Annotated in this window: 28 protein-coding genes and 1 other RNA gene; 15 read left to right on the forward strand and 14 right to left on the reverse strand. The window is 40.9% G+C overall.

From position 1 onward, the window contains the following. Nucleotides 1-15: 15 nt before the first annotated feature. The 5 genes from rsmE to C9J38_RS07940 all read right to left on the reverse strand — a co-directional run bounded on the left by rsmE (nt 16) and on the right by C9J38_RS07940 (nt 5024). A complete protein-coding gene (gene rsmE / locus C9J38_RS07920; RefSeq protein ID WP_045084455.1) occupies nt 16-747 on the reverse strand; it encodes a 16S rRNA (uracil(1498)-N(3))-methyltransferase in 732 nt (243 codons plus the stop codon). A gap of 187 nt (nt 748-934) precedes the next feature. Continuing rightward, a complete protein-coding gene (locus C9J38_RS07925) occupies nt 935-1708 on the reverse strand; it encodes an endonuclease (RefSeq protein WP_107206599.1) in 774 nt (257 codons plus the stop codon). 118 nt (nt 1709-1826) lie between these two features. Next, a complete protein-coding gene (locus C9J38_RS07930; RefSeq protein ID WP_107206600.1) occupies nt 1827-2312 on the reverse strand; it encodes a SprT family zinc-dependent metalloprotease in 486 nt (161 codons plus the stop codon). A gap of 154 nt (nt 2313-2466) precedes the next feature. After that, the gene (metK, locus tag C9J38_RS07935; RefSeq protein WP_107206601.1) at nt 2467-3621 is read right to left on the reverse strand and encodes a methionine adenosyltransferase; all 1155 of its coding nucleotides are present in this window, start codon (nt 3619-3621) and stop codon (nt 2467-2469) included. A 443-nt stretch (nt 3622-4064) separates the two neighbouring features. Next, nucleotides 4065-5024 (reverse strand): DUF2333 family protein, encoded by a 960-nt coding sequence (locus tag C9J38_RS07940; RefSeq protein ID WP_107206602.1) that lies wholly within the window; start codon nt 5022-5024, stop codon nt 4065-4067. Between the two features lie 365 nt (nt 5025-5389). Between C9J38_RS07940 and epd the strand changes: the two genes are divergently transcribed. The 5 genes from epd to C9J38_RS07965 all read left to right on the forward strand — a co-directional run bounded on the left by epd (nt 5390) and on the right by C9J38_RS07965 (nt 11061). After that, nucleotides 5390-6436 carry an erythrose-4-phosphate dehydrogenase gene (gene epd / locus C9J38_RS07945; RefSeq protein WP_107206603.1) on the forward strand — a complete coding sequence of 349 codons (1047 nt, stop codon included), beginning with the start codon at nt 5390-5392 and terminating at the stop codon, nt 6434-6436. Between the two features lie 98 nt (nt 6437-6534). After that, nucleotides 6535-7698: a phosphoglycerate kinase gene (locus tag C9J38_RS07950; RefSeq protein WP_107206604.1), complete on the forward strand. Its 1164-nt coding sequence runs from the start codon at nt 6535-6537 to the stop codon at nt 7696-7698. 161 nt (nt 7699-7859) lie between these two features. Beyond that, nucleotides 7860-8936, forward strand: a complete 1077-nt coding sequence (gene fbaA, locus C9J38_RS07955) for a class II fructose-bisphosphate aldolase (protein ID WP_105060950.1) — start codon at nt 7860-7862, stop codon at nt 8934-8936. Nucleotides 8937-9245: 309 nt separating this feature from the next. Continuing rightward, the gene (gene mscS, locus C9J38_RS07960) at nt 9246-10130 is read left to right on the forward strand and encodes a small-conductance mechanosensitive channel MscS (protein WP_107206605.1); all 885 of its coding nucleotides are present in this window, start codon (nt 9246-9248) and stop codon (nt 10128-10130) included. Nucleotides 10131-10347: 217 nt separating this feature from the next. Then, nucleotides 10348-11061, forward strand: coding sequence for an oxidative stress defense protein (locus tag C9J38_RS07965; protein ID WP_107206606.1), 714 nt, complete (start codon nt 10348-10350; stop codon nt 11059-11061). A gap of 75 nt (nt 11062-11136) precedes the next feature. Here C9J38_RS07965 and serA read toward each other — a convergent pair whose 3' ends face one another. From serA to zapA, 5 genes are all read right to left on the reverse strand, one after another. Further along, a complete protein-coding gene (gene serA, locus C9J38_RS07970; protein ID WP_107206607.1) occupies nt 11137-12366 on the reverse strand; it encodes a phosphoglycerate dehydrogenase in 1230 nt (409 codons plus the stop codon). 288 nt (nt 12367-12654) lie between these two features. After that, nucleotides 12655-13314 (reverse strand): ribose-5-phosphate isomerase RpiA, encoded by a 660-nt coding sequence (gene rpiA / locus C9J38_RS07975; RefSeq protein WP_005371376.1) that lies wholly within the window; start codon nt 13312-13314, stop codon nt 12655-12657. Between the two features lie 217 nt (nt 13315-13531). Further along, nucleotides 13532-14128, reverse strand: coding sequence for a 5-formyltetrahydrofolate cyclo-ligase (locus C9J38_RS07980; protein ID WP_107206608.1), 597 nt, complete (start codon nt 14126-14128; stop codon nt 13532-13534). A 72-nt stretch (nt 14129-14200) separates the two neighbouring features. After that, nucleotides 14201-14382, reverse strand: a non-coding RNA gene (ssrS, locus tag C9J38_RS07985) — 6S RNA. A gap of 7 nt (nt 14383-14389) precedes the next feature. Beyond that, complete coding sequence (gene zapA / locus C9J38_RS07990) at nt 14390-14692, reverse strand: cell division protein ZapA (protein WP_107206609.1); 303 nt, start codon at nt 14690-14692, stop codon at nt 14390-14392. A gap of 390 nt (nt 14693-15082) precedes the next feature. Between zapA and C9J38_RS07995 the strand changes: the two genes are divergently transcribed. From C9J38_RS07995 to gcvH, 4 genes are all read left to right on the forward strand, one after another. Further along, nucleotides 15083-15661 (forward strand): YecA family protein, encoded by a 579-nt coding sequence (locus C9J38_RS07995; protein ID WP_107206610.1) that lies wholly within the window; start codon nt 15083-15085, stop codon nt 15659-15661. A 25-nt stretch (nt 15662-15686) separates the two neighbouring features. After that, nucleotides 15687-16874 (forward strand): 2-octaprenyl-6-methoxyphenyl hydroxylase, encoded by a 1188-nt coding sequence (ubiH, locus tag C9J38_RS08000; RefSeq protein ID WP_107206611.1) that lies wholly within the window; start codon nt 15687-15689, stop codon nt 16872-16874. 2 nt (nt 16875-16876) lie between these two features. After that, nucleotides 16877-18091, forward strand: coding sequence for an FAD-dependent 2-octaprenylphenol hydroxylase (locus C9J38_RS08005; protein WP_199187041.1), 1215 nt, complete (start codon nt 16877-16879; stop codon nt 18089-18091). A gap of 185 nt (nt 18092-18276) precedes the next feature. Further along, nucleotides 18277-18675, forward strand: coding sequence for a glycine cleavage system protein GcvH (gcvH, locus tag C9J38_RS08010; protein WP_107206612.1), 399 nt, complete (start codon nt 18277-18279; stop codon nt 18673-18675). Between the two features lie 48 nt (nt 18676-18723). On the opposite strand, the gene C9J38_RS08015 is transcribed toward gcvH, so the two are convergent. After that, nucleotides 18724-18933, reverse strand: coding sequence for a DUF1107 domain-containing protein (locus tag C9J38_RS08015; protein WP_199187043.1), 210 nt, complete (start codon nt 18931-18933; stop codon nt 18724-18726). A 443-nt stretch (nt 18934-19376) separates the two neighbouring features. Here C9J38_RS08015 and C9J38_RS08020 point away from each other — a divergent pair, with 443 nt between their 5' ends. The 3 genes from C9J38_RS08020 (at nt 19377) to nqrM (ending at nt 20411) form a co-directional block, all read left to right on the forward strand. Next, entirely contained in the window at nt 19377-19667 is a 291-nt protein-coding gene (locus C9J38_RS08020) for a DUF134 domain-containing protein (RefSeq protein WP_107206614.1), read from the forward strand. A 76-nt stretch (nt 19668-19743) separates the two neighbouring features. Beyond that, entirely contained in the window at nt 19744-20214 is a 471-nt protein-coding gene (locus C9J38_RS08025; RefSeq protein ID WP_107206615.1) for a NifB/NifX family molybdenum-iron cluster-binding protein, read from the forward strand. Next, nucleotides 20211-20411 (forward strand): (Na+)-NQR maturation NqrM, encoded by a 201-nt coding sequence (gene nqrM, locus C9J38_RS08030; RefSeq protein ID WP_005371409.1) that lies wholly within the window; start codon nt 20211-20213, stop codon nt 20409-20411. Before C9J38_RS08025 ends, nqrM begins: the two co-directional genes overlap by 4 nt. Before the next feature lie 47 nt (nt 20412-20458). Here the strand turns inward: nqrM and C9J38_RS08035 are convergent, their stop codons facing one another. Then, entirely contained in the window at nt 20459-21412 is a 954-nt protein-coding gene (locus C9J38_RS08035; RefSeq protein WP_107206616.1) for a LysR family transcriptional regulator, read from the reverse strand. Nucleotides 21413-21642: 230 nt separating this feature from the next. On the opposite strand from C9J38_RS08035, the gene C9J38_RS08040 reads away from it, so the two are divergent. Continuing rightward, nucleotides 21643-22773 (forward strand): patatin-like phospholipase family protein, encoded by a 1131-nt coding sequence (locus tag C9J38_RS08040; RefSeq protein ID WP_107206617.1) that lies wholly within the window; start codon nt 21643-21645, stop codon nt 22771-22773. Between the two features lie 52 nt (nt 22774-22825). On the opposite strand, the gene C9J38_RS08045 is transcribed toward C9J38_RS08040, so the two are convergent. Continuing rightward, on the reverse strand, nt 22826-23305 hold the full coding sequence (locus tag C9J38_RS08045; RefSeq protein WP_173425483.1) for an aminoacyl-tRNA deacylase: 480 nt from the start codon (nt 23303-23305) through the stop codon (nt 22826-22828). After that, entirely contained in the window at nt 23295-24278 is a 984-nt protein-coding gene (ygfZ, locus tag C9J38_RS08050) for a tRNA-modifying protein YgfZ (RefSeq protein WP_107206618.1), read from the reverse strand. The genes C9J38_RS08045 and ygfZ overlap by 11 nt, the downstream gene beginning before the upstream one ends. A gap of 256 nt (nt 24279-24534) precedes the next feature. On the opposite strand from ygfZ, the gene C9J38_RS08055 reads away from it, so the two are divergent. Both C9J38_RS08055 and C9J38_RS08060 read left to right on the forward strand, forming a co-directional pair. Then, nucleotides 24535-24795 (forward strand): succinate dehydrogenase assembly factor 2, encoded by a 261-nt coding sequence (locus tag C9J38_RS08055; protein WP_005371425.1) that lies wholly within the window; start codon nt 24535-24537, stop codon nt 24793-24795. After that, a complete protein-coding gene (locus C9J38_RS08060; RefSeq protein ID WP_107206650.1) occupies nt 24767-25180 on the forward strand; it encodes a protein YgfX in 414 nt (137 codons plus the stop codon). Before C9J38_RS08055 ends, C9J38_RS08060 begins: the two co-directional genes overlap by 29 nt. Nucleotides 25181-25199: the final 19 nt, after the last annotated feature.

The following is a 25199-nucleotide window of genomic DNA, read 5'->3' on the forward strand; positions in this document are numbered from 1 at the left end:
CTCCTAATCTCTAATTTAGCCTAAATCACCGAAGCGTACTTGCAGTGCGGTGATGGCTGTCATTGCGGTGGTTTCGGTACGAAGTACGCGAGGCCCCAGCAAAATTTCATCAAATTTATATTGTTCTGTCATGCTGATTTCATCAGCAGATAAACCGCCTTCAGGGCCAATCAATAAACGAACATTAGTGACTGGTGTTGGAAGCGTGTTTATCGAATAATTAGCGCGAGGGTGTAAGTTGAGCTTTAGACCATCATATTCTTCAGCACACCATTGTTCCAGTTTCATCACTGGGCGAATAGTAGGGACAACATTACGACCACATTGCTCACAAGCTGCAATGGCGATTTTTTGCCACTGTTCGAGTTTTTTTTCAAAACGTTCAGCATTTAATTTAACGCCACATCGTTCTGAAATTAGCGGTGTAATGGTATTCACCCCTAACTCGACAGATTTTTGAATGGTGAATTCCATTTTATCACCACGTGAAATCACCTGACCTAAATGGATATCTAGTGGGGATTCAATACTGTGTTCAACCCGAGATTGGATTTCTACTTCAACGCTTTTTTTACTTGCGTTGGTGATAACGGCGGGAAACTCTGCATTACTGCCGTCAAACATTAATAGCTCTTGGCCTACTTGCATACGCATAACGCGACCAACATGGTTAGCAGCATCGTCACTGAGCATTACCTTGCCGTGAGAAGGTAAAGATTCTGGATGATAAATACGTGGAATTCTCATAATGCGGTCATCTATGCAATAAAAAAAGAGTAATGACGAATCTTAACATGGATGAGCAATTCGCCAATTATTCAGGCTTAAATAAAACATGTTATTTCTATCGCAACATGTTTGTTATGGTTAGAGAGAGCCATAAAAATGTTATGTATGCTCTCTCATACATAACAAGTTACGGTGCTGAAACGTTTTAGGCGCATCGACTCGCGAGGATTGGATTAACATTGCCTTGGATCTTTTCAATCTTAGCTGCACGTTCACATTCCCACTTAGATACAGGGTACTGTTTATCCCAACTATTCATTAATTGGCGTTGTTGACGACTCATTTTATATTTTGGATATACGGCTTCAAAATACATATAGGTACGAGCAATCACCCCGCGAGCACGCTCGGGCGGTTGAGCATCATGATCCTTTTTATCAATGATCATGTCGCAACTACCAAATGAACGATAATTCTTGCTGTTGGTTTTAGGCAGCATTACATAATTATAGTTTTGCCTTGCAGCATTAACGGCGCCAATGGCAGGGTATAAATTATAAAGGTCGGATTGCATTAAGCGGTATTCGTTATTGGCTTTTTCTGCACATTTACGGCCTTTAAAGGCTTTTCCTTTACTATCAACACAAACTGCAGCACCTTCACGCCATTCACTAAAAGCACGACCAAAGTTCTCGGCTGGAACGACATGCTCCGCTTCCCAGCGTTTAACGCGTTTTTTATACACTTCAGTAGAAAAACCGGAGGGTAATGTCACGTATTTTTTATTGTTGAAATCAGCACCACAGTAAATGGTTTTCATGTCTTGAGGAGAAATATAAATTTCCGTTTGCATGATTTTTTTTGCTTTGCTGAAAGAGGGATTAGTCGTGTTGCCAAGTTCGCTTGGCTTATAAGAGGTCGCAAATGCGGTAACAGGTAATAGTAGGGCAATAGCAAAACAGCTTGAGATACGTGTCATGAATGTAGTTCATTAATTATTTATCGTATCACTAGCTTACTGATATTTTTCTCTTTGAGAAGCGTGTCGCAATTATTTGTAACTGTGCTTTTTGATTATTTTCATACAGAATCGTACGCTACTGAGGCGAATACACCAAAACTTCACGGCATCGGCGACAATGGTAGTTGGCTTGTCCACGTAAGATACGGTTGTGCCGGCGAATAGTTAACGGATATTCGCTACAGCTACATTTATAGAGATAAGTGTCACCTGAGACTGAGCTGACATCAAAGCGATGTGTTGTTCTTGGTGCTACTTGAAACACTTCTCGCATGATCAATTGCCACTCTCTACCATGCGGTTTTACCCGGCCAAACAGTTTAAACACAATTAAATGTGCCACCTCGTGTGGAACAACTTCGTTTAGAAAAGCGTCTGCGTTTTCATTGAGTAAAACTGGGTTAAAACGGACTTCCCAGCTTTGTAAGCGTGCACTTCCCGCAATTTTCCCTCGTTGGGTAAAAGTCACCGTCGGCATTTTTAAACGTTTATTAAGGCGTTGATTGGCGGTTTTGATGGCGTGTTCGACACGTTTGATAACTTGTTGTTGCAGTGAATTCATTGTTACTCGTTCTTGGTTATTGAGATCGGCACTATACACCGAAGATAACGCGCTGGCGAGAGTAGGGAAGCAAGGTGTTTTTATTGCACATAGATAAACGGCAAGTAATAAAAAAGGACGCCTAAGCGTCCTTTTTTGTGCACGATTAAGTGTATTACTTAATGTTTGCGAAATCGCGAAGTGCAGCCACTTTATCTGTTTTTTCCCAAGGGAACTCTTCACGACCAAAGTGACCGTAAGCTGCAGTCTTCTTATAGATTGGTTGTAGAAGATCTAGCATTTCTTGTAGGCCATATGGGCGTAGGTCGAAGTGCTGGCGTACAGCTTCAATGATGATCTCATGTGCTACTTTTTCAGTACCAAATGTTTCCACCATGATAGATGTAGGATCGGCTATACCAATAGCGTAAGAAAGTTGGATTTCACAACGATCTGCCATGCCAGCTGCGACGATATTTTTTGCTACATAACGTGCTGCATATGCTGCAGAGCGGTCAACTTTTGATGGATCTTTACCAGAGAAAGCACCACCACCGTGACGTGCAGCACCGCCGTAGGTATCGACGATGATCTTACGACCAGTCAAACCACAGTCACCCATTGGGCCACCGATAACGAAACGACCGGTTGGGTTGATAAAGAATTTTGTCTCTTTATTTAACCATTCCGCAGGCAGTACTGGTTTGATGATTTCTTCCATTACTGCTTCACGTAGATCAGACGTTGAAATTGAATCACTGTGCTGAGTTGATAGAACAACCGCATCAATACCAACAATTTTACCTTGATCGTAAGCGAACGTTACCTGAGATTTTGCATCAGGACGTAACCAAGGAAGCGTGCCGTTCTTACGTACTTCAGCTTGACGCTGAACTAAGCGGTGAGAGTAAGTGATTGGCGCAGGCATGAAGACTTCAGTTTCATTGGTTGCGTAACCAAACATGATACCTTGGTCACCAGCACCTTGTTCTTTTGGATCGGTTTTATCAACACCTTGGTTGATATCAGGAGACTGTTTACCGATGGTGTTCATTACTGCACAAGAGTTTGCATCAAAGCCCATATCTGAATGGACATAACCGATTTCACGTACGGTTTCACGTGTTAGCTCTTCAATATCAACCCAAGCAGATGTGGTGATCTCACCACCAACCATTACCATGCCGGTTTTTACGTAAGTTTCACAAGCTACACGCGCTTTAGGATCTTGTTCAATAATTGCATCCAATACAGCATCTGAAATTTGATCTGCAATTTTATCTGGATGACCTTCTGATACCGACTCAGAAGTGAATAAATGTTTTGCCATCGGTAGTCTCACTTTCTTTTGAATTTAGTCGCACGGTAGCGTTTATAACGCTGTTATATAGCTATATGTACGTTTGTATGTATAGAGCTACTTCCGTCTAGACGTCTATAATACATCGAGAACAGATAAAATCAACAATATGAAAACTAGGGTTTCTTATTGTATAAAAAAATTGAATAGCTCTATTGTGGTGGTTGATAGACATAGTTTTCATCTAACGTACTGATAAATAATTATATTTATCTTAAATGTTTACACTGTGGCCTTTTTTAACTCAAAAATGTAATCACAAATTGACTATATAAAGTTTCTTTTATTAAAAATAACGATAAACAGACTTTATATACCTGAGTACAAGCAATATTTTATAGGCTATAAAGTCCGCTTCGTATGCTGGTGGATTTAGTTATAGATTGCGGTATCTATAATATGACAAGAATTTATTATCTTTTTTCTAGCAGATTGATGAGATCAACGGTACCTGCTTGAGCGCGAGACACGTAATTTGCCATGATCAAAGAGTGGTTAGGCAATAAACCAAATCCCATACCATTTAAAATCATTGGACTCCAAATCGTTTCTTGGGTTGCTTCAAGCTCACGAATTATCTGATTAATCATGACCGTTGCTTTTTCTTCTTCTAGCAGTGGTTCAAAATCATGTTTCATTGCTTTCATTAGCAGCAATATGGCCCAAGTAGAGCCTCGTGATTCGTAAAAAACATTATCAATTTTGAACCAGCTTGTTTTCGGCGCATTGAGTGAAACTTCCTTACCTTCTGTTTTGCTATCCATTATTAACTGTGGCTCACCCACAGATGAGCCAAGGTCTTGTGAAATAGTGCCTAAGCGTTTTTGTACTACTTCAAGCCAAGCCACTAAATTATCATCCCGTGAATAAAATTGTGCTGGATGGCGAGATGCCGAAAGGCGGTCACGGTATCGAGTAAGGGCGTCAATTGCATTTTGATATTCAGACTCGGCACTTGGAAAGTTCCAGCTATGGCTATTGATATTGAGCGCGGGTTGGGCTTCTTTTAAATCTGAATCGACATGGCTTTCATTTTGAGGACGGCTAAGATTATCTTTTAGTACCAGTGCCATATCTCGTACTTGCGTTAATACCCCCGTTTCCCATGCTGGCATGTTATCCATTAATAAGCTGGGTGGTAATTTATCGTTAGTAAGGAACCCACCTTGCTTATTAATCAGTAATTCTGAAATATGAATCAGCGTTGTGGTGGTCTCATACCCAGTCGTTAAAGTTTGTTGATTGAGCTTGGCTTGCTCTGCCGCATAACTGTCTGGATTAAATGTATCTGGTTCAAATGACCAATAAACAGACAAAAAGTAAAGTACGACGGTGAAAAATACTGCGCCAATAATGACTTTTACTTTCGACATAACCACCTCTTTGGAATTGCTTAATATGAACTTTTTTTCATTTATCTATTAGCTATATGTAAAAAAGTGAAGGTTTGTTAATGCCAATCCTAATCTTAAACGCCGTTTATTAATGCGTAGAAAAAGACGCTGAATGAACAAATAGTGACTTTTTAATACGTGATTTTTCGCTGTTTTAAGCCTATAAATCAGTGATATTTTAAAGTTAAAGTAGAGGATATACGCGAAAATATTGATGAGTGGTGAGACTATCTATTTGGTTCTATTAAAGATTAAGTCTGCTTGGTGAGAGATGTCACAATTATGGTGATTCTGTATCTAGCTTGGTATACACTAACGCAGCTTAGTATTTTTGTAGCACGGATATGACACTAAAAGTCGCAATAAATGGATTCGGTCGCATTGGTCGCAGTGTGCTTCGCGCATTGTATGAAAGCGACAAACATCATCAGATTAACGTCGTGGCTGTTAACGAATTAGCAGAGCTGGAAGCAATGGCTCATCTACTTCAATACGATTCTAGCCATGGGCGTTTCAAAAATCCTGTCAGTCATGATCAGGAGCATCTTCTTATTGCCCATGAAAATGGTCGCCAAGATCAAATTCGTATCCTCCACCAACCTGATCTAAAATTATTGCCTTGGCATGATCTTGATGTCGATATTGTTTTAGATTGTACCGGTAAGTTTGGTTCTCGAGATGACGGTTTAGCGCATATCGCATCAGGCGCTAAAAAAGTATTATTTTCCCATCCTGCTAGCAAAGATATTGATTGCACCGTTATCTATGGTGTTAATCATCAACAATTAACATCTCAGCACCGCATTGTTTCCAATGGTTCATGTACGACCAACTGTATTGTCCCCATTATTAAAATCTTAGATGATCAGTTTGGTATTGAATCAGGCACTATTACGACCATTCATTCCGCTATGAATGATCAACAAGTCATTGATGCTTATCATCCTGATTTACGCCGAACGCGCGCAGCAAGTCAGTCAATTATTCCTGTTGATACTAAGCTACACCTTGGAATTGGTCGTATATTTCCGAAGTTTTCCGACAAATTTGAAGCGATTTCTGTGAGAGTGCCCACAATAAATGTCACTGCTATGGATTTGAGTGTCACAGTTAAAACAAATGTGAAAGTTAATGACGTAAATCAATCATTAAAAAATACGTCTCGTTGTACATTAAGTGGTATTGTGGATTACACAGAAGCGCCTTTAGTGTCGATTGACTTTAATCACGATCCCCATAGTGCAATCGTTGATGGCAGCCAAACTAGGGTAAGCAACCAGCATTTAATTAAATTGTTGGTGTGGTGTGACAATGAATGGGGCTTTGCTAATCGTATGTTGGATACAGCGTTAGCAATGCATGCAACCGAAAATACGGATGCTGAAAAGTAAAATAGTAAGAATTACTGGGCTTGGCGTTGGAACATTAATGACGACAGGCTGTCAATTTTATGAACTTTTATTTTTAATAATGTTTGAGAGGACAAAACATGTCTGTAATCAAGATGACTGATCTGGATCTAGCTGGTAAGCGTGTATTTATTCGTGCTGACCTAAATGTGCCAGTAAAAGACGGTAAAGTAACTTCAGATGCACGTATCATTGCATCTCTACCTACAATTAAGCGTTGCCTAGAAGCAGGCGCTAAAGTAATGGTTACTTCTCACCTAGGTCGTCCAACGGAAGGCGAATACGCAGAAGAATTCTCTCTACAGCCTGTAGTTAACTACTTAAACGACGCACTAGATTGTGACGTTAAATTAGCAAAAGATTACCTAAATGGTCTTGAGCTAAATGCAGGCGAGCTTGTTGTTCTTGAGAACGTACGTTTCAACAAGGGCGAGAAGAAAAACGAAGACGAACTATCTAAGCAATACGCTGCACTTTGTGACGTATTCGTGATGGATGCATTTGGTACCGCTCACCGTGCACAAGCATCAACTTATGGTGTGGGTATGTTTGCACCAGTTGCATGTGCTGGCCCTTTACTAGCAGGCGAGCTAGAAGCATTAGGCAAAGCAATGGACAACCCAGCGCGTCCAATGGTTGCTATTGTTGGTGGTTCAAAAGTATCAACTAAGCTAACTGTACTTGAGTCACTATCTAAAATTGCTGACCAAATTGTTGTTGGTGGTGGTATTGCTAACACATTCATCGCGGCTGAAGGCAACGATGTAGGTAAGTCTCTATACGAAGCAGACCTAATCCCAACGGCTAAAGCGCTAATGGCAAGCACTGACATCCCAGTAGCAACGGATGTTGTATGTGCTAAAGAGTTCTCTGACACCGCTGAAGCAACAGTTAAATCAGCATCAGACATCGCAGCTGACGACATGGTTCTTGACCTAGGTCCTGATTCAGCACAAGCGCTTGCTGACATCATCATGAATGCGAAAACGATTCTTTGGAACGGCCCTGTAGGCGTATTCGAAATCGAGCAATTTGGTAAAGGTACTGAAGTTGTTGCGAATGCAATCGCAGAATCTGCAGGTTTCTCTGTAGCGGGTGGTGGTGACACACTAGCGGCTATCGATAAGTACGGCATCAAAGATAAAGTATCTTACATCTCAACAGGTGGCGGTGCGTTCCTTGAGTTCGTTGAAGGTAAGAAATTACCAGCAGTTGAAATGCTAGAGTCTCGCGCTAAAGCATAATTATTTTGGGCGTGGGAGCCGAATTTACGCTAAATATGAGTGTTGCTTCCACGTTTAAATGTTTGTGATAGCTATCAACTTTCAGTAGAATAGCAAGCAATCGCAAACGTTTGCACAAGAATTTTTCCACAGACAACAAAGTAAATAATAGGACTATTGTTATGTCTAAGATCTTTGATTTTGTAAAACCTGGTGTTATTTCTGGCGACGACGTTCAGAAAGTATTCGCAGTAGCTAAAGAAAACAACTTCGCACTTCCAGCTGTTAACTGTATCGGTACAGATTCTGTTAACGCTGTACTAGAAGCGGCAGCTAAAGTTAAGTCTCCAGTTATCGTTCAGTTCTCTAACGGCGGTGCTGCATTCTTTGGCGGTAAAGGTCTTAAACTAGAAGGTCAAGGTCCACAAATCCTTGGCGCTATCGCTGGTGCTAAATATGTTCACGCTGTTGCTGAGTCTTACGGTGTTCCTGTAATTCTTCACACTGACCACGCTGCTAAGAAACTGCTTCCTTGGATCGACGGTCTACTAGACGCGGGTGAAGAGTTCTTCGCTCAAACTGGTAAGCCTCTATTCTCTTCTCACATGATCGACCTTTCTGAAGAGTCGCTAGAAGAGAACATCGAAATCTCAGCTAAGTACCTTGCGCGTATGGCTAAGATGGACATGACACTAGAAATCGAACTAGGTTGTACTGGTGGTGAAGAAGACGGCGTTGATAACTCTCACATGGACGCATCTGAGCTTTACACTTCTCCAGAAGACGTTGCATATGCATACGAGAAACTAAGCGCTGTTAGCCCACGTTTCACTATCGCTGCTTCTTTCGGTAACGTACACGGTGTTTACCAAGCAGGTAATGTTGTATTAACTCCAACTATCCTACGTGATTCTCAAGCATACGTTTCAGAGAAGTTTGGTCTTCCAACTAACTCTCTAGATTTCGTATTCCACGGTGGTTCAGGTTCTTCTGAAGCTGAAATCCAAGAGTCTATCGGTTACGGTGTTATCAAAATGAACATCGATACAGATACACAGTGGGCTTGTTGGGATGGTATTCGTCGCTACGAAGCTGAAAACCACGATTACCTACAAGGTCAAATCGGTAACCCAACTGGTGAATCAGCGCCTAACAAGAAATACTACGATCCACGCGTATGGCTACGTGCAGGTCAAGTATCAATGGTTGAGCGTCTAGAAAAAGCTTTCGCTGATCTAAACGCAGTTGATGTTCTTTAATCGAACTTCAGCTATATAAAAAGTGAAAAGCCCGCTTTTGGCGGGCTTTTTTTTTGTATTTCATAATGGATTGTACTTAAATTGTTGTTTAGTGATATTTAAGTTAATTTATGTAAACATCATTTTTTTTAGTAGCTATTTACTAATAAAAACAGGAATAATTGGTATCAATATTCCGTAGTGTGTTTTTTCGCGATGAGATAGACAAACGGAAAGACAGTTCTAATGGCGTAACTCCTAGAATAATCACGCTATCTACGACTTACGCTATAGATTTATTTTAAGTAAACATAAGAGAGAGCACTTCAAATGACTGAGAGCGTTACAGACAAGGTTGTCGAAAAAATTTCTGATAACACATTAACTAATGGTGTGTTACACGCTGGAAACTGGCTGAGTAATAACCAGGATCTTTTGATCCAATACGCAGTAAATCTTGTATCAGCACTGCTAATCCTGTTTGTCGGCAATATGATCGTAAAAGCCGTTGCTGGCGCAGTTGCTAAAGTATTACGTAAAAAAGATATGGATAACGCGGTTGTTGAATTTATTCACGGCTTAGTTCGTTATCTACTATTTGTTATCGTATTAATTGCTGCACTAAGCCGTATTGGCGTTCAAACTGCTTCAGTGGTAGCAGTGATCGGTGCCGCGGGTCTTGCGGTTGGTCTTGCTCTTCAAGGCTCTCTATCGAACTTTGCTGCAGGTGTTCTGATTGTTGCTTTCCGTCCATTCAAATCTGGCGACTTCGTAGAAGTAGCCGGTGTGTCTGGTGCTGTAGAATCTATCCAGATTTTCTCTACTGAGCTACGTACGCCTGACAACAAAACAGTAGTCGTACCAAACTCATCTATCATTGGTAACCCAATTACAAACTATTCTCGTAATGCGACACGTCGTATTGATCTTGTCATTGGTGTTTCTTACAGCGCTGATCTTCAAAAAACCAAAGAAGTACTTAAGCGTGTTGTAACTGCTGATGAGCGTGTTCTTAAAGATCCAGAGCCAACAATTGGTGTTGTTGCACTTGCTGACTCTTCAGTGAACTTTGTGGTACGTCCATGGGTTAATACGCCTGATTACTGGGCGGTATACTTCGATCTTAACCAAGCAATTAAAGAAGAGCTTGATAAAGAAGGTATCGAAATCCCATTCCCACAAATGGATGTTCACCTAAATAAAGTTGATGCTTAATTTATTTAAAGCATAACGAATAGAAATGGAGCCTAATTGGCTCCATTTTTTTATCTACAGAAAATAGAAATAGTCATTAATTAATCATAAAGGAACGATGTTCAAAATAAATAATCTAATAAGGGATAGATTTCATTTTTTTTGGGTCAAAGTTGATAGATTATTTATCTTATGACTACGATAAATAAAAATAACTCTTTGTTAGCGAGGATTGATAATGAAAAAACACCTATTAGCTATATTATTAAGTACCAGTGCACTTATCTCTACAGGCGCTGTTGCCGCTGATCTATCATTTCCTCATTTAGAAACAACAGGGCGCGGTGAAGTCGTGGTGAAGCCTGATATGGCAGTATTCTCTGTGGATGTGGTTGCGACACAACCAACAGCTTCAGGTGCAAAGCAAGCTGCAGATCAGGCTGTGACTAAGTTTATTGAGCGTTTAACCAAAGCGGGTGTTGAACGTAAAAATATTAATAGTGCCAATATTTCTCTTTCTGCACAGTACCGTTATCCGAAAGATCAAGCACCAGAGTTCACAGGCTTTAAAGCAACCCGTAATGTGGTTGTAACGGTATACAAATTAGAGAATCTTAATACTTACCTTGATGGTGCATTAGGTGATGGTATTAATCAGATCAACAACATTACGTTGAAAGTAAAAGATCAGAAGAAATACCAAGAAGAAGCACGCCAAGCTGCGATTACCAATGCCAAAGAAGTGGCTGCATCTTTAGCGAAAGGCTTTGGTGATAAAGTTGAAGGTGTATGGCAGATTGATTACAACACGGCTTCTCGTCCAATGCCGTATCGAATGGCTAATTATGTCGGTAGTGCGATGCAAGACTCCGCAGCGGTTAACCAAAGCTACAGTGAGAATAACATTGTTATCTCTGATAGTGTGAACGTGATTTTCAAGTTAGCCAAATAATCGTAATTGCTGTTAGTTGATGGAATAAAAAAGGAGAGCTGATGCTCTCCTTTTTACTATTTATTCACGCTGTAATTAGTGAAGAATACGCGCACGAATAGTACCTTCGATTGTTTTCAGTTTTGCTAGTGCTTCTTTTGAACGTTCAGTTTCAACATCAATGACGACATAACCAATTTCAGCGCCTGTTTGTAAGAACTGAGCAGCGATATTGATACCTTCTGAAGCAAAAATTGTTGTGATTTGGTTTAAAATACCTGGGCGGTTTTCGTGAATATGGAGTAGACGAGAACAACCACGGTGCTCAGGGAGTGATACCTCAGGGAAGCCAACAGCAGATAACGTTGAACCATTATCTGAGTATTTCACTAGTTTACCTGCCACTTCAATACCAATGTTTTCTTGTGCTTCTTGGGTTGAGCCTCCGATGTGAGGCGTCAAAATAACGTTATCAAATTGCAGTAGAGGGGATTCAAATGGGTCGTTATTGGTTTTCGGTTCAACAGGGAATACATCGATAGCTGCGCCTGCAATATGTTTGCTTTCTAACGCACTACAAAGCGCATCAATATCCACGACGGTACCACGTGCTGCGTTAATAAAGATAGAACCTGGCTTCATGCGTGCAAATTCTTCAGCACCCATAATGTTTTGTGTCTCTGGTGTTTCTGGTACGTGCAGTGAAATCACATCGGATTTATTTAAAAGCTCACTTAACGATGCGACTTGTGTTGCATTACCTAAGGTTAATTTACTTTCAATATCGTAAAAACAAACGCGCATTCCGAGGTTTTCAGCCAAGATACCAAGTTGAGTACCAATATGACCGTAGCCGATAATACCTAGGGTTTTACCACGCGCTTCAAATGAGTTGTCTGCAGATTTTATCCATTCGCCACGATGCGCTTTAGCGTTCTTTTCTGGAATGCCACGTAAAAGAAGAAGAAGTTCACCTAAAACAAGCTCAGCAACACTACGGGTATTTGAAAATGGTGCGTTGAAAACGGGGATACCGCGACGCATAGCTTCATCTAAATCAACTTGGTTAGTACCAATACAGAAACAACCAACAGCGGTAAGTTTTTTCGCTGCAGCAAAAACTTCAGGTGTTAATTGTGTACGAGAGCGAATACCAATGAAGTGGGCATCTTTTACCGCTTCTAGTAGCTCTTCACCAGCAAGTGATCCTTTGTGGTACTCAATGTTGGTGTAACCTGCTTGTTTTAGCACTTCTAGAGATGAAGGGTGTAGTCCTTCTAATAATAGAATTTTAATTTTATCTTTATTGAGTGAAACTTTGGCCATGGTTCTCATCCTTAAAAACGCAGCTAACTGAATGTAAAACAAAGAAATGTCAGGTGGTGAAATGTCTTCTTTACAGCCACAGTAGCGAAATGGTTAAACGTTTGCTAATAGCTTATTAATAAAGTATCAAAAAATAGCCACTATGGGTAAGAATATTACAAAAAAGATAATAAAAAACGGCATAAGCTAGAATTAGAATCAATAAGCTATGCCGTTTTGAAAGGAAATAACATTTATAATGGGATCAATAGCGTTTGATCATTTCGAATAAAACGCGATCATTGTATGTTATTTCTCGAATTTTTTTACACCGTCAGGTGAGCCAACCAATAATACATCTGCGCCACGGTGAGCAAATAGACCAACAGTTACAACACCGGGTAGGGCGTTGATCTTATCTTCCATTGCTTTAGGATCGGTGATCTTCATGTTATAGACATCAAGGATCATATTACCGTTATCAGTCACAACGCCTTCACGGTAAGCTGGATCGCCACCAAGTTTTACTAACTCACGGCCAATGAAAGAGCGCCCCATAGGGATCACTTCAACTGGAAGCGGGAATTGACCCAATACGTCAACTTGCTTGGTATCATCAACGATACAGATAAATTTTTTCGCAATTGCAGCCACGATTTTTTCACGAGTAAGCGCTGCACCGCCGCCTTTAATCATGTCGTAGTCTGCGTTAATTTCATCAGCACCATCGACATAAATATCAAGTGAAGCAACTTCATTTGCATCAAATACAGTAATGCCTAGTTGTTCAAGACGTTCAGTTGAAGCGACTGAACTTGAAACAGCACCTTTAATTTCTTCTTTGCGAGTTGCTAAGGCATCGATGAAGTGATTAACCGTAGAGCCAGTACCTACACCTACAATTGTTCCTTTCTGTACGTATTCAAGTGCTGCCCAACCTGCTGCTTTTTTCATTTCATCTTGTGTCATGCCATTCTCCTCGTTATGACTAATACGCCGAGTAAGCGTTGATGCTAATTATAACGAATTGGAAATCGTTCGTCAGTGCGATTATGAACAATCACAATGCAAAATAAGAAATAAAAACATAAGGTTATTTATAACAATTAGTTAGATTATCCATTTTCATTGAAACTAAAGTAAACGATTGCTTCAATAGGGGGATTTGATGCTCGCATTTGTATTGTTACCAACAATAGATCTTTGACGGGGTAATGATTTTAGGTAACGGCACATCCCATTGTTCACTTGGTAATTGTTCTACATGTTGGCAATCATGGGCTAGCCCTAGCGGGTAAGGGCCTTGTTTATGCTGATGCCACTGACTAAGAGTGCGATCATAGTAGCCCCCTCCCATACCTAAGCGTTGCCCGGAGTTATCAAAAGCCACCAATGGGGTGCAAATAATATCTAATTCATTCACAGGTTTGACTGCTCGCACATCGAGAACGGGCTCTGAGATTTGATAGCGATTTTTACGCATAGGGGTGTTAGAGGTGTAGTGAAGAAATAACAAGTGTCCTTTGCTAAAAGGATGCAACACTGGTAGATAAACAGATTTTCCGTTTTGCCATAACCAGTCGATAATGGGGTGAGTGCTGATTTCACCGTCATTGGTCAAATAAAGCGCAATATGTTGACTCGTCAGAAATTGTTGGCATTGCTTAATTTGTTTAAGTAATTGTAGGCTAGCGTGCCTTTGTTGTTCTGGAAGAAGTTGTTGTCGCTGTATGCGGATCTGTTGTCTGATTTTTTGTCGTGGGGTTACAAGCTGTGGTGTCATTTGGCTCAATCCTTGAGTTGGGATTTTGCTAAATTGTATGAATATGTTAATGAAATGGGAAGTAAAACAGAGGAGTTCCCCAAGGTGCCGTTGCGAAATAATGCCCTTGAACCAGACGTTCAAGGTGGATCGGCAACATTAACCGTAGGCTTCTCAGTCGAGCTGAGCATGCTCAATAGCTAATAAAAGCAGATCCTGGGTATTTGCTTATCGGCTCGGGGACGTTCATTCACTGACGCACACCCCAGGGTTAATTCATTATCAACGCTTTGGATAATTTTGCAATGCTTTATCTAATTTTTCTTCTAGTGCACTGATCTTATTGGATAAAACGCCAGCGCTTCCGTTATGTTCTAGTCGCTCTGCATGTAACTCGTTGCAGATGTTAAGCCCTGTAAAGAGTAACAGTTGCTCTACATTGGATACTTTAGTGCGCTCTGACATATCTTTCAAGCGTTGGTCAAAATCAGAAGCGGCAGCACGAAGTGCATCCTCTTGACCAGTTGGGCAATTAACTTTGATGTTTCTGCCGAATACTTGAATTTCTACAGCCTGAGTACTCATAAATCTTCGGTTTGCTCCATGCCTAATGGGTATTCATTCCGCTTTTGCTTGTCGCCAAATCATAGGAAAAGCGGTTACAACATGCAAGCGGCTATACTTCACTTTGTGCTCAATAGCTTCTAACTAAACAGATATTAATCACACCAAATTGATGGGTGGTTAACTATTGAACGTTATGCTCGGCGTTATGATTTGCCGAACAGAGCTTAAGTGTTAGCATAACACAGGCGGTTACTGACCCATTGTTATTTCTGCTTTAGAAATTCAGTAAAAATGTAATTATTGGTGTTTGCTTGATTTGAATTATTTAAATCAAGTGGATATAGCAATGTGAAAGTAACAATAGAGCGCTTTGTTCGTTGTTTGATCTAAAAATAAAGGTAATAAACCATGAGTGAAATAACCCTACCTACATACCAAGCTGTTGAATCTGCCTTAAAAGAGCAAGGGCTTGCAGCGGCACCTGCTGAATTACATGGTTTATTAAGTGGCATGATTTGCGGTGGTTTAGCGATTGATGATGAAAGCTGGGTTGGACCTGTTAGTGATTATGCCAACGAAGGTGAGCCATTAACCGACGGCGCTAAAATAATGATCCGCTCTTTGTTTACGACAACAGCTAATGAGCTGTTTAGTGGTGGCTTTGAGTTTTCATTACTGATGCCAGATGATGATGAGCCATTAATGATGCGGGCAGATGCATTAACGGAATGGGTTACTAGCTTTATTTCTGGTTTAGGACTGATGGATCTCCAAAAGAACCAATTATCTGAAGCTGTCACTGAAGCTTTAGCTGATCTTCAAGAGATCGCTCAGTTAGGTATTGATGAAGATGACGATATAGAAGAACAAGCAGCCTTATTTGAACAAGTTGTTGAGCATGTTCGTATGTGTGTATTGAGTTGTCACTCTGAATTAGGTCAGCGTCCGGTTGCTGAAGATACAGAGGAAAAACCAACGTTACACTAAACGTTGTTTTGTGAAGGGATAAATAGTGAAGCACTATGATGTTGTAATTGCTGGTGGTGCAATGGCAGGAGCGAGTCTTGCTATCGCATTAGATGTATTGAGTCGTCACTCATTACGTGTTGCAGTGGTTGAAGCTGTGATGCCTGAGTTTGATACTCATCCGGGTTATGATGCAAGAAGTATCGCGTTATCGTATGGCACGACCCGTTTACTGGATAACATTGGTATGTGGTCAGCCTTGCGTGATGTTGCAACACCGATAAACGATATTCATGTTTCAGATCGTGGTCATGCAGGCATGGTCCGAATTTCATCACAAGAGCAGGCGGTTGATGCGCTAGGTTATGTGATTGAACTTGCAGATGCTGGTGAAGTTTTTCATCATAAACTGCAGCAGCTAGAAAATGTTGATCTATATTGTCCTGCCAGTGTTAAGCAAATTGAGCGCAGCGTAGATAACGCAACTATTGAGCTTGATAACGGTGAACGCATACAGGCGTCATTGCTGGTGGCTGCTGATGGGGCTATTTCTCATTGCTGTCAGTTGGTGAAGCTTGGTCGCTCAGACTATGATTTTGAACAAACTGCTATTATTGCCAATATTACAACCTCTGAGCCTCATTATAATCAAGCATTTGAACGCTTTACAGAACATGGTCCGGTTGCCTTACTGCCAATGTCTCAAGGGCGAAGCTCTTTAGTATGGTGTGTACCACCAGAGCAACAACAAGTGATCATGGATTTATCTGACGCAGAATTTCTTGCCAAGTTGCAACACGCGTTTGGGTGGCGTTTAGGTGCGTTAGTCCAAACGGGTAAACGCTCATGCTATCCATTGTTACTTCGTCAATCAAACTCGCTTGTATCGCATCGTTTTGCTGTGATTGGTAATGCGGCACAAACATTACATCCTATCGCAGGACAAGGATTTAACCTCGGTATTCGAGATGTAGTGACACTTGCAGAAGAGATCGTTTCAGGTCGTCAACAGGGTAACGATATAGGTTTACCTGAGGTGTTAGGGCGTTATCGTGAACGCCGTATGCCTGATCGTCAAAATACCATTATGATGACAACAGGATTGGTAAACTTATTTGCTAATGATAATCCATTGCTGACAGCTGGACGAAATATCGGTTTGGTTACAATGAATCTTTCAAACACATTAAAAGCACCGCTATTGCGTCGTGCTATGGGACAGGTAGAACGATAGCTATGATGCAAAGTGTTGATGTCGCGATTATTGGCGGCGGAATGGTGGGGTTAACGTTAGCGGCAGCATTGGCTGAAACTGAACTTCGAGTTGCCGTTATTGAAGGACATTTACCCGATCCTCAATTGCAGTCATTACCTGATTTACGTGTATCGGCATTAAGCCGTGCCAGTGAACGTATTTTCCGTCGCTTAGGCGTATGGGAAGGGATTGCAAGTCGTCGTATGAGCCCATATTCGGAAATGACGGTATGGGAGCAAGATAGCTTTGCTCAAATCCATTTTGATGCACAGCGATTAGCGCAGCCTGATCTGGGGCATATTGTTGAAAATCGAGTTATTCAGCTCGCCTTATTAGATCGTGTAAAGCAGCTCAGTAATGTGACCTTATTAGCGCCAGAGCGCTGTGAAAACATCGCGTTTGGTGAATCAGAAGCCTGGCTAACATTAGCCTCTGGTAAACATCTGACGGCGAAATTGGTTGTTGGTGCTGATGGGGCAAACTCTTGGGTACGTCAGCAACTCGATATTCCATTAACCCATTGGGACTATGGTCATAGTGCCATTGTGGCCAATATTCGTAGCCAAGAGCCACACATGAAAGTGGCACGACAAATTTTTCGGCCACAAGGGCCGTTAGCCTTTTTACCGTTATCTGAACCTGATTTATGCTCTATTGTGTGGTCTGTACCGCCAGAAGAAGCTAAACAATTATGTGATATGTCGGATGAGTTGTTTAATCAGCATCTAACGACTGCATTTGATAATCGCTTAGGTTTATGTCGCGTAGAAGGTGAGCGTCAAGCATTTCCACTGCGTATGCGTTATGCGCGTGATTTCGTTCGTGAACGGGTCGCGTTAGTCGGTGATGCTGCACATACTATTCACCCCTTGGCTGGACAGGGAGTAAACCTTGGTTTGCTTGATGCAGCGGCTTTGGCACAAGAGCTAAAAGCATTATGGCTAGCAGATAAAGACATTGGTAAACAGGCGCATTTACGTCAATATGAACGTTGGCGTAAGGCTGAAGCGGCGAAGATGATCACTGCGATGCAAGGGTTTAAAGATCTGTTTTCAGGTTCAAATCCAGCGAAAAAACTATTCCGTGACATCGGCATGTTAGTAGCAGATAAAGCACCAGGTGTGAAAGACGAGTTTATGCGTAAAGCGTTAGGTTTGAGTGGTGAATTACCAGAGCTTGCTCGCTACGAAAAATAACATGCTTGTTATTGAATGTTGAAAAAGTCACCTGATGGTGACTTTTTTGTTTTTCGTGACTAACAAAATGGATTTTTTCACCTACAGTAAATATCAGAGATAAATAATGTGCGTTAATTTATATAGATCTGACATGGTGACAGTAGTGTTTTAACGATTCCCGCTACTTTTATAAGGATGTGAAAATGAGTTACGTTCCTCTTGAATTACAATATACCCATAGCCATGAATGGATTCGTTCTGAAGGTGATGGGATTTATACTATTGGTATTACCGACCATGCTCAATCATTGCTTGGGGATATGGTTTATATTGAATTACCTGACATTGAATCGTCCACAGATGTGGGGGAAGAGTGTGCGATGGCTGAATCGGTAAAAGCGTCCTCAGATATTTATGCCCCCTTGTCTGGTGTTGTGATTGCTATTAACGATGAATTAGATTCGGCGCCAGAGCTCGTCAATAGTGATCCTTATGGGGACGGTTGGTTATTTCAGATTAGGGTGAATGATGATAACGAACTGAATGATTTATTAATGGCGGAAGACTACGCCATCATTATTGTTGAAGATGAAGAGCTGTAAGATCAAAAAAGCCCATTTTGATATGGGCTTTATCGTTAGCAATAGTGTTTAAGCTTCATAGGTTTCACGTAAGCGTCTTACTTCTAAATTCACCTCATTCACGGTATCGTAATGACGTTTCTTTGCTTTGATAGGAACCAGTAGTAAACCATTTTCAAAATGGTACCCACCGCGTCCGTCAATGTAGAGGCGACCACTAAATAAGCGACTGATATGTTTGGCGATTAATTTTGGTAAGTAGCGTTTAAACATCCGCATAATACTGCTAACTCCAACCTTCCTGGCTATTGACGGCGCTAAGTATAGCAGTTTGTGCATGACACTTCTGTGACATAATTAGCATATGCTGTTTCCTATATGTAACTATCTAACTTATTAATTAGAAAAGAAATAAAAATCCAGACAATTATTCTGATTTTAAGTTTTTTGGTATTGTCGAATAAAATAAACAGATTCTATTTTTTAAGGTAGTTCGCGTCATCTTCACGCCTGTTATCTTCTCTTCGCTACAATATCCGCGCATGGTACTTTCATCTTCATTATTTTTTAAAGCCGTTATAATGGGATTTTATTTTGTGAATTTATAAATCATCAATGTGTTTAGATAAGAAAAATTTTTATTGCTTGTTACGTATCTAGATCAAAGTAATGTTTTTGGCATACGCCAATAATTCACCATGGTTAGATGGATAAGGTGAACCATGGCTAGGCCTAAGATTGAACGTCGAATAGGATGTCGTCCTGCGTACAGTTGCTTTAAGCCCAATGGCGTACCGATGAAAGAACTCGTGTCATTACGTTTAGATAGCGATGAATTAGAAGCACTTCGGTTAGTTGATATGCAAGGTTTGCAACAGCTAGAAGCGGCAAAGCAACTCGGTGTCTCTCGTCAAACATTAGGCAATATAGTGGCATCGGGACGAAAAAAAGTGGCGCAAGCGTTAGTTCAAGGGTTGGCGTTAGAACTTGACGGTTATATCCCAACACCATGAACGCTTTTATTTTGATAAGTGATAAAAAGCGATCATATTCGTTGTGAGCGCTCGGTTAAGTGAGTGAGGAAAAATTATGTCAATGGCAATTGCATTAACGCCACGTGAGCAGGTTGCAGGGCACTTTGGTAAAGCGGCTGTTTTTGTTATTTACGATCAGCAAGGACAGCAAGTTGCTAGAATTGAAAATACAGGTAGTCGCGAACTAGGCTGTAAGCATAAAAAAATAATCCAAAGTCAACTGGTTGAGTATGGCGTGTCTGAAATTGTCTTAGGTAATATTGGTCAGCGTTCACTGGCTCGATTATTACATGCAGGCTTTCATGTTAGTCGAGTTGCACCACGCACAACATTGGCTGATGTGTTATCAGGTAGCGCAGTAAAAGAAGCGTTAACATCGGCAGAGCAAGGTCGAGATTGTAAGCGTGAAAAAGGCGCATGTGGCTGCGGTTGCGGCACTAAAAAGAAAGCGCCTGTTGCTAAAGTAGGGATGTCATCATTATCGCCTGTTAGCGGTTTAACAAAAATTGGCGGTTTTAAGTTGTGACCACATTTCTGTTAACACTAGGTATTTTTCTGCTTGTTATTTTTGCTATGGCGATAGGTTGGTTTTTAAAACAACGTACCATCAAAGGCAGTTGTGGTGGTTTAGCCAACGTGGGTGTTGATAAAGAATGTAACTGCGATGAACCTTGTGACGAACACAAGTTATACCAAATTCAAGAACCTCAATCGGGTAAGTAGTCGTAGAAAGCAGAGTATGCATGACTCTGCTTTTTTGTTATCCGTTATTATTGCTGGAGTTGTTTTACCTGTTCGATAACCGTACTGGCAACTCGTTGACGTAGCCACTCATTACGAGGGTGAGTGCCATTGCGATGTAGCCATAATAAACGAATATCAAAATCAGCAATATCGACAGGGGTTGGGCATTGGGTCAAATCATCATGAAACAGATCTAATTGTGCCATTAAGCGAGAAACCACACACAGTAAATCCCTTCCTTTGAGTAAATGGCGGATGGTCAAAAAGTTACGTGAACCTACCGCGACTTGACGTTGTAAGGCATGATTTTTTAGTTGCTCATCAACTTGGGTGGTGAGTTGTCCATCTGGTGAAACTAAGGCATGCGGATGCGCACTATATTGTTCTATGGTGATAGGGGCATTGAGTCCTGTTGCTTTGCTATCGAATAAACAAACATGATCTTCGGTATATAAATATTGGCTACTAATGTCTTTGCCCATATTTGTCATTGAGCCAATCACCAAGTCTAATCGTTGATCATTAAAAACGGTTTGATAGTTATGCCGATCAACATTAAAGAAGCTGAGATGACTATGTGGTGAGCAAGTATGAATGGCATCAAAAATGGCGGGGGCGAAAAGTAACTCTGCGTAGTCGGTTAGGCCTATTTTAAACGTTCCAGTGAACAGCTCTGGCTCAAATGTGCTCGGTTGTAATAACTCTCTAGTGATTAAGTTTAGAATTTTTTCGACAGTGACCGAGAGCTCTAACGCTTTTTGTGTTGGGATCATATTATGTCCTTGACGTTCAAATAAAGGATCGTCAAGGAGTTGCCTTAAACGAGACAAATTATGACTCATGGCAGATTGTCCAATCGCAAGTTTGTTTGCTGCCTTCGTAACACTTTGTGTTTCCAATAGAGCGGAAAAGGAGATCAGTAGGTTGAGATCAACCCCACGCCAGTTGATATCTTTTTTATGTGAAGGAGAAACAGACATAGTGTGGAATACCTAGTAAGAAATAACATTAATAAGCGAAATTGGCACAATAAAAGAGCGAGTATCAAAGAGTGCTAATTGCAAGAGTAAAATATGAAACAAATTGCAATTGATAAAAAACAGCTTGTGAGTTCGCCTTGTTTTATATCGATTATCTGTTTTTTTATCAAGCTGGTGCCTTTTTAATCTGTAGAGTAATACTCGGACTTATCAGATAAATAGGGATGATGATGGCTAGAACACGTACTAAGAAAAAACCAAAGGTTTGCCTTGTTCTACAAGGTGGTGGTGCATTAGGTGCTTATCATATTGGCGCGTATCAAGCACTGGAAGAAGCGGGATACACACCAGACTGGTTTGCTGGCATTTCTATCGGCGCGTTGAACAGTGCCATCTTGGCTGGCAATGAACCTGAAGATCGTTTAAATAAATTGGCTGACTTTTGGGATCGTATATCAAGACCTGAGACTGATGTTGATTTATTACCAGCCATGGCACCGATGTTTAATACTTTTAGTGCATCTCAAGCATTAACAATGGGCCAACCTGGCTTTTTTGTACCTCGTATTATTAATCCATGGTTGTCATTGCCTGGTGAATCAGCAACCAGCTTTTATGATACTAGCCCGTTATTTTCCACTATCGATGACCTGTCTGATTTTTCTCTTATTAATCAACAGAAAGCCCGTTTAACTGTTGGCGCAACAAGTGTCACCAAGGGAGAGTTGGTATTTTTTGATAGTCATACACAGCCATTACAACCCGCTCATGCTATTGCGAGTGGATCTTTACCACCCGGTTTTCCAGCCACCAAAATTGGTGATGATCATTATTGGGATGGTGGGTGCGTTTCCAATTCACCGATCAATGGTATTTTAGATTTAGCTGAAAAAGATGAAGATTTACTCGTCTTTATGGTTGATTTATGGAATGCGAAAGGTGAATTACCACAAACCATGAGTGAAGTGTTATGGCGTGAAAAAGAGATCCAATACGCGAGTCGCTCTTGTGAGCATATTGAAGCGCTTGTAGCAAAACGTAATCTTGATCATATTTTAGAACATTCAAAAGATGTTGTTGATAGTGAACAAGTGCCTGATGTGGTGTCACTAAAAATAGGCAGGCATATTGATATCGTGCATATTACGTTTGATCCACTGAAAGGCCATATTCCATTAAGTGATGCAGAGTTCTCACGTCGTTCTATTCGTTTACGCCGTGAAGCCGGCTATGAAGATATGACGAAAGCTATTAAAGAATCGCCATGGACGCAAAGAAGTAAAAAATTACCCACGCATTATCATCCCCGCCAAGACCACGGTGGATGGGTAGAAGATGATGAGATAAGTAAAGCCAGTTAACGTGTTAGAATTAAATGAAAGCCCCTTAGTTTGGGGCTTTATTTTTAATGGATTAGTCTCGGCTGATATCACCAAACATAGGATCACATAAGATCACTAAATCATCGGTAGCTAACTCAAGCCCAGCCATACGATCACCACTACTAATGTTCACTTTAGTATGTTGCTCTATTTGATGATCGAAAATAATAGGTAGTGGGCGTTTCAAGCCTAATGGCGCAACCGTGCCAATGACTAAACCTGTGATTTTTTCAACATCAGACGCATCAGCACAGGTCATACGACGACAACCAAATAGCTCACGGACTTTCTTAGGATCAACAGCATTCGGGCCTGGTACACAGGCTAAAACATGAAACCCTGCCATATCTTTGAGCAAAATGGATTTGACCAGTTGCTTTGGGTCAACCCCACGTTCTTGAGCCGCTTCCTCTATAGTTTTTGCTGGCTTGCTGTGATGAAGAAGGCGAAAATCAACGCCTTCTTCTTCAAGAAAACGGGTAACAGCAGTATCGATAGAATTATGCGTCATCATCTAAAGCGTAAGGTAATGGATGTTTTTCCCAGATAGCATCTGGTTGTAATGCAAATCGAAATTGTGCATCGTCATCGAGATCGTTTGGTAATACCACTAAAGCTAACGCTTGTTGATCATTAAATTGGTAGCCAGTGATAACCGTACCACCTTTACGCCAGTTTTCACCAACGCTACGTTCAAGTGCATCACCTGCCTGTGGGCATTGTGTGGATTCACCGCTCACGATGTACATTGCGCGTTTGTTAATACCACGGTATTTTGCACGAGCAACCGTTTCTTGGCCTGTGTAACACCCTTTTTTAAAGCTAATACCATTAACCGCCTGAAGGTTCATCGCTTGTGGAATAAATTCAAGTTCAGTTACTGCTTCAACACGGGGGAGGGCTGCTTTTATATCGTATAAGTTCCACAACGCAGCATCGGTTAGCGTTGCGTTATCCGCAAAGTGTTGAGCAACCGTTTCAGCATGCTCAGGTGGTGTGATAACAAACCAACGTAAGTTATCTACTTTTACCGCGGTTGCTGTGTCGTTATGACGGACATCATCATTACCTGTAAAGTAGTTATCAATCGCGTTTTGAGCTTGTTCTCCACTAAGACCTAGGACTACGTCAGTTGATTGATTAATGTCGGTTTTAGAGAAAACCGCGTATTTTTTTAGCTCAGGGATCTGGGTTGCCATGACAGTTTGGCGTTGAAGATAACCATAGCCATTGTTGATATGGAAAATACGCATCACAGTACGCATTTTACCTTTTGCATCACAATGTGCTGCTAATGTTGATTTACCCGCTTCTAGTGATACAAGATCACAGGTTAACTGACCTTGTAAATAGGCTTTACTGTCGGCACCAATTAACGTGACCATCCCCCAGTCATCAAGCTTACTTAATGCTAAAGCTGGAAGAGGATCTTGCGATGATAAAGCAAGGGGGGAAAACGTTAGATTTGTTGACCAAGTACTCATATCTCTGTCCACAGAATGTTGTCATTATTACGACATGGTATACCAAGTAAATGAAATAATTAACCATCGTCTCGCTGTGGAAATCAGACAAGAGTCATTGAGAGGGGATTTATCGTTTTCATGTCTCATCTTTAATGATTGCTTGTTTAAGCGCATGGTCGGGAAGTGATGTCACTGCTACTATAAATAGCTGTTTCTCTTTGTTTTAAATCTACAGCATTAAATAGGTTTTTAGTTCTAGTTATCGAGGTTAAATATGTTAAGCGCGGAAGATAAAGCACGAGTTAAATGGGCATGCCGACGTGGAATGCTAGAGTTAGATGTGATTATTATGCCGTTCTTTGAAGAGCGTTTTGATGAACTATCAGAGCAACAGCAGCAAGATTTTATTAATCTATTAACGTGTGATGATCCTGATCTTTTTACATGGGTGATGAAACACGGCCGCAGTGAAAATGAAGCCCATGCAAATATGGTGGATATGATTGTTGCTCACAACAACAGTAAATTACGCTGATCTTTATTTATTCCCATCTAAATTACAGATAGCCACATTAACGGTAGCTTACCTGTGTGTGGCTATATTCCTCTTATTCTCAAGTTCCTTACTTATTCTTCCTATTACTTTGATTTTGTGTGAGAAGCTGTATGACGAATACCTTAATTCGGCGATATACAGTTATCGATTACAAGGGCGTTTGCGACTTTCTTCTGTGGGGGAAGTTTATTATCAACAGCAACGAGGTCGCGTGATTTATGCTCGCCCGTTAACCCGTTGGTTGATCATATTTAAAGTGGAGGGGCTATCTCATCGTTGGGTTATTGTCTGGCGTGATAGTTTGTCCGAACGTCATTATCGCCATTTAAAAATGTTTACTTATCTTTACTTCTCGTTCCGTTAATTTTGGAAAGCCTCAGTTT

This window comes from Photobacterium sp. GB-210 (assembly GCF_003026075.1).
Taxonomy (GTDB): Bacteria; Pseudomonadota; Gammaproteobacteria; order Enterobacterales; family Vibrionaceae; genus Photobacterium.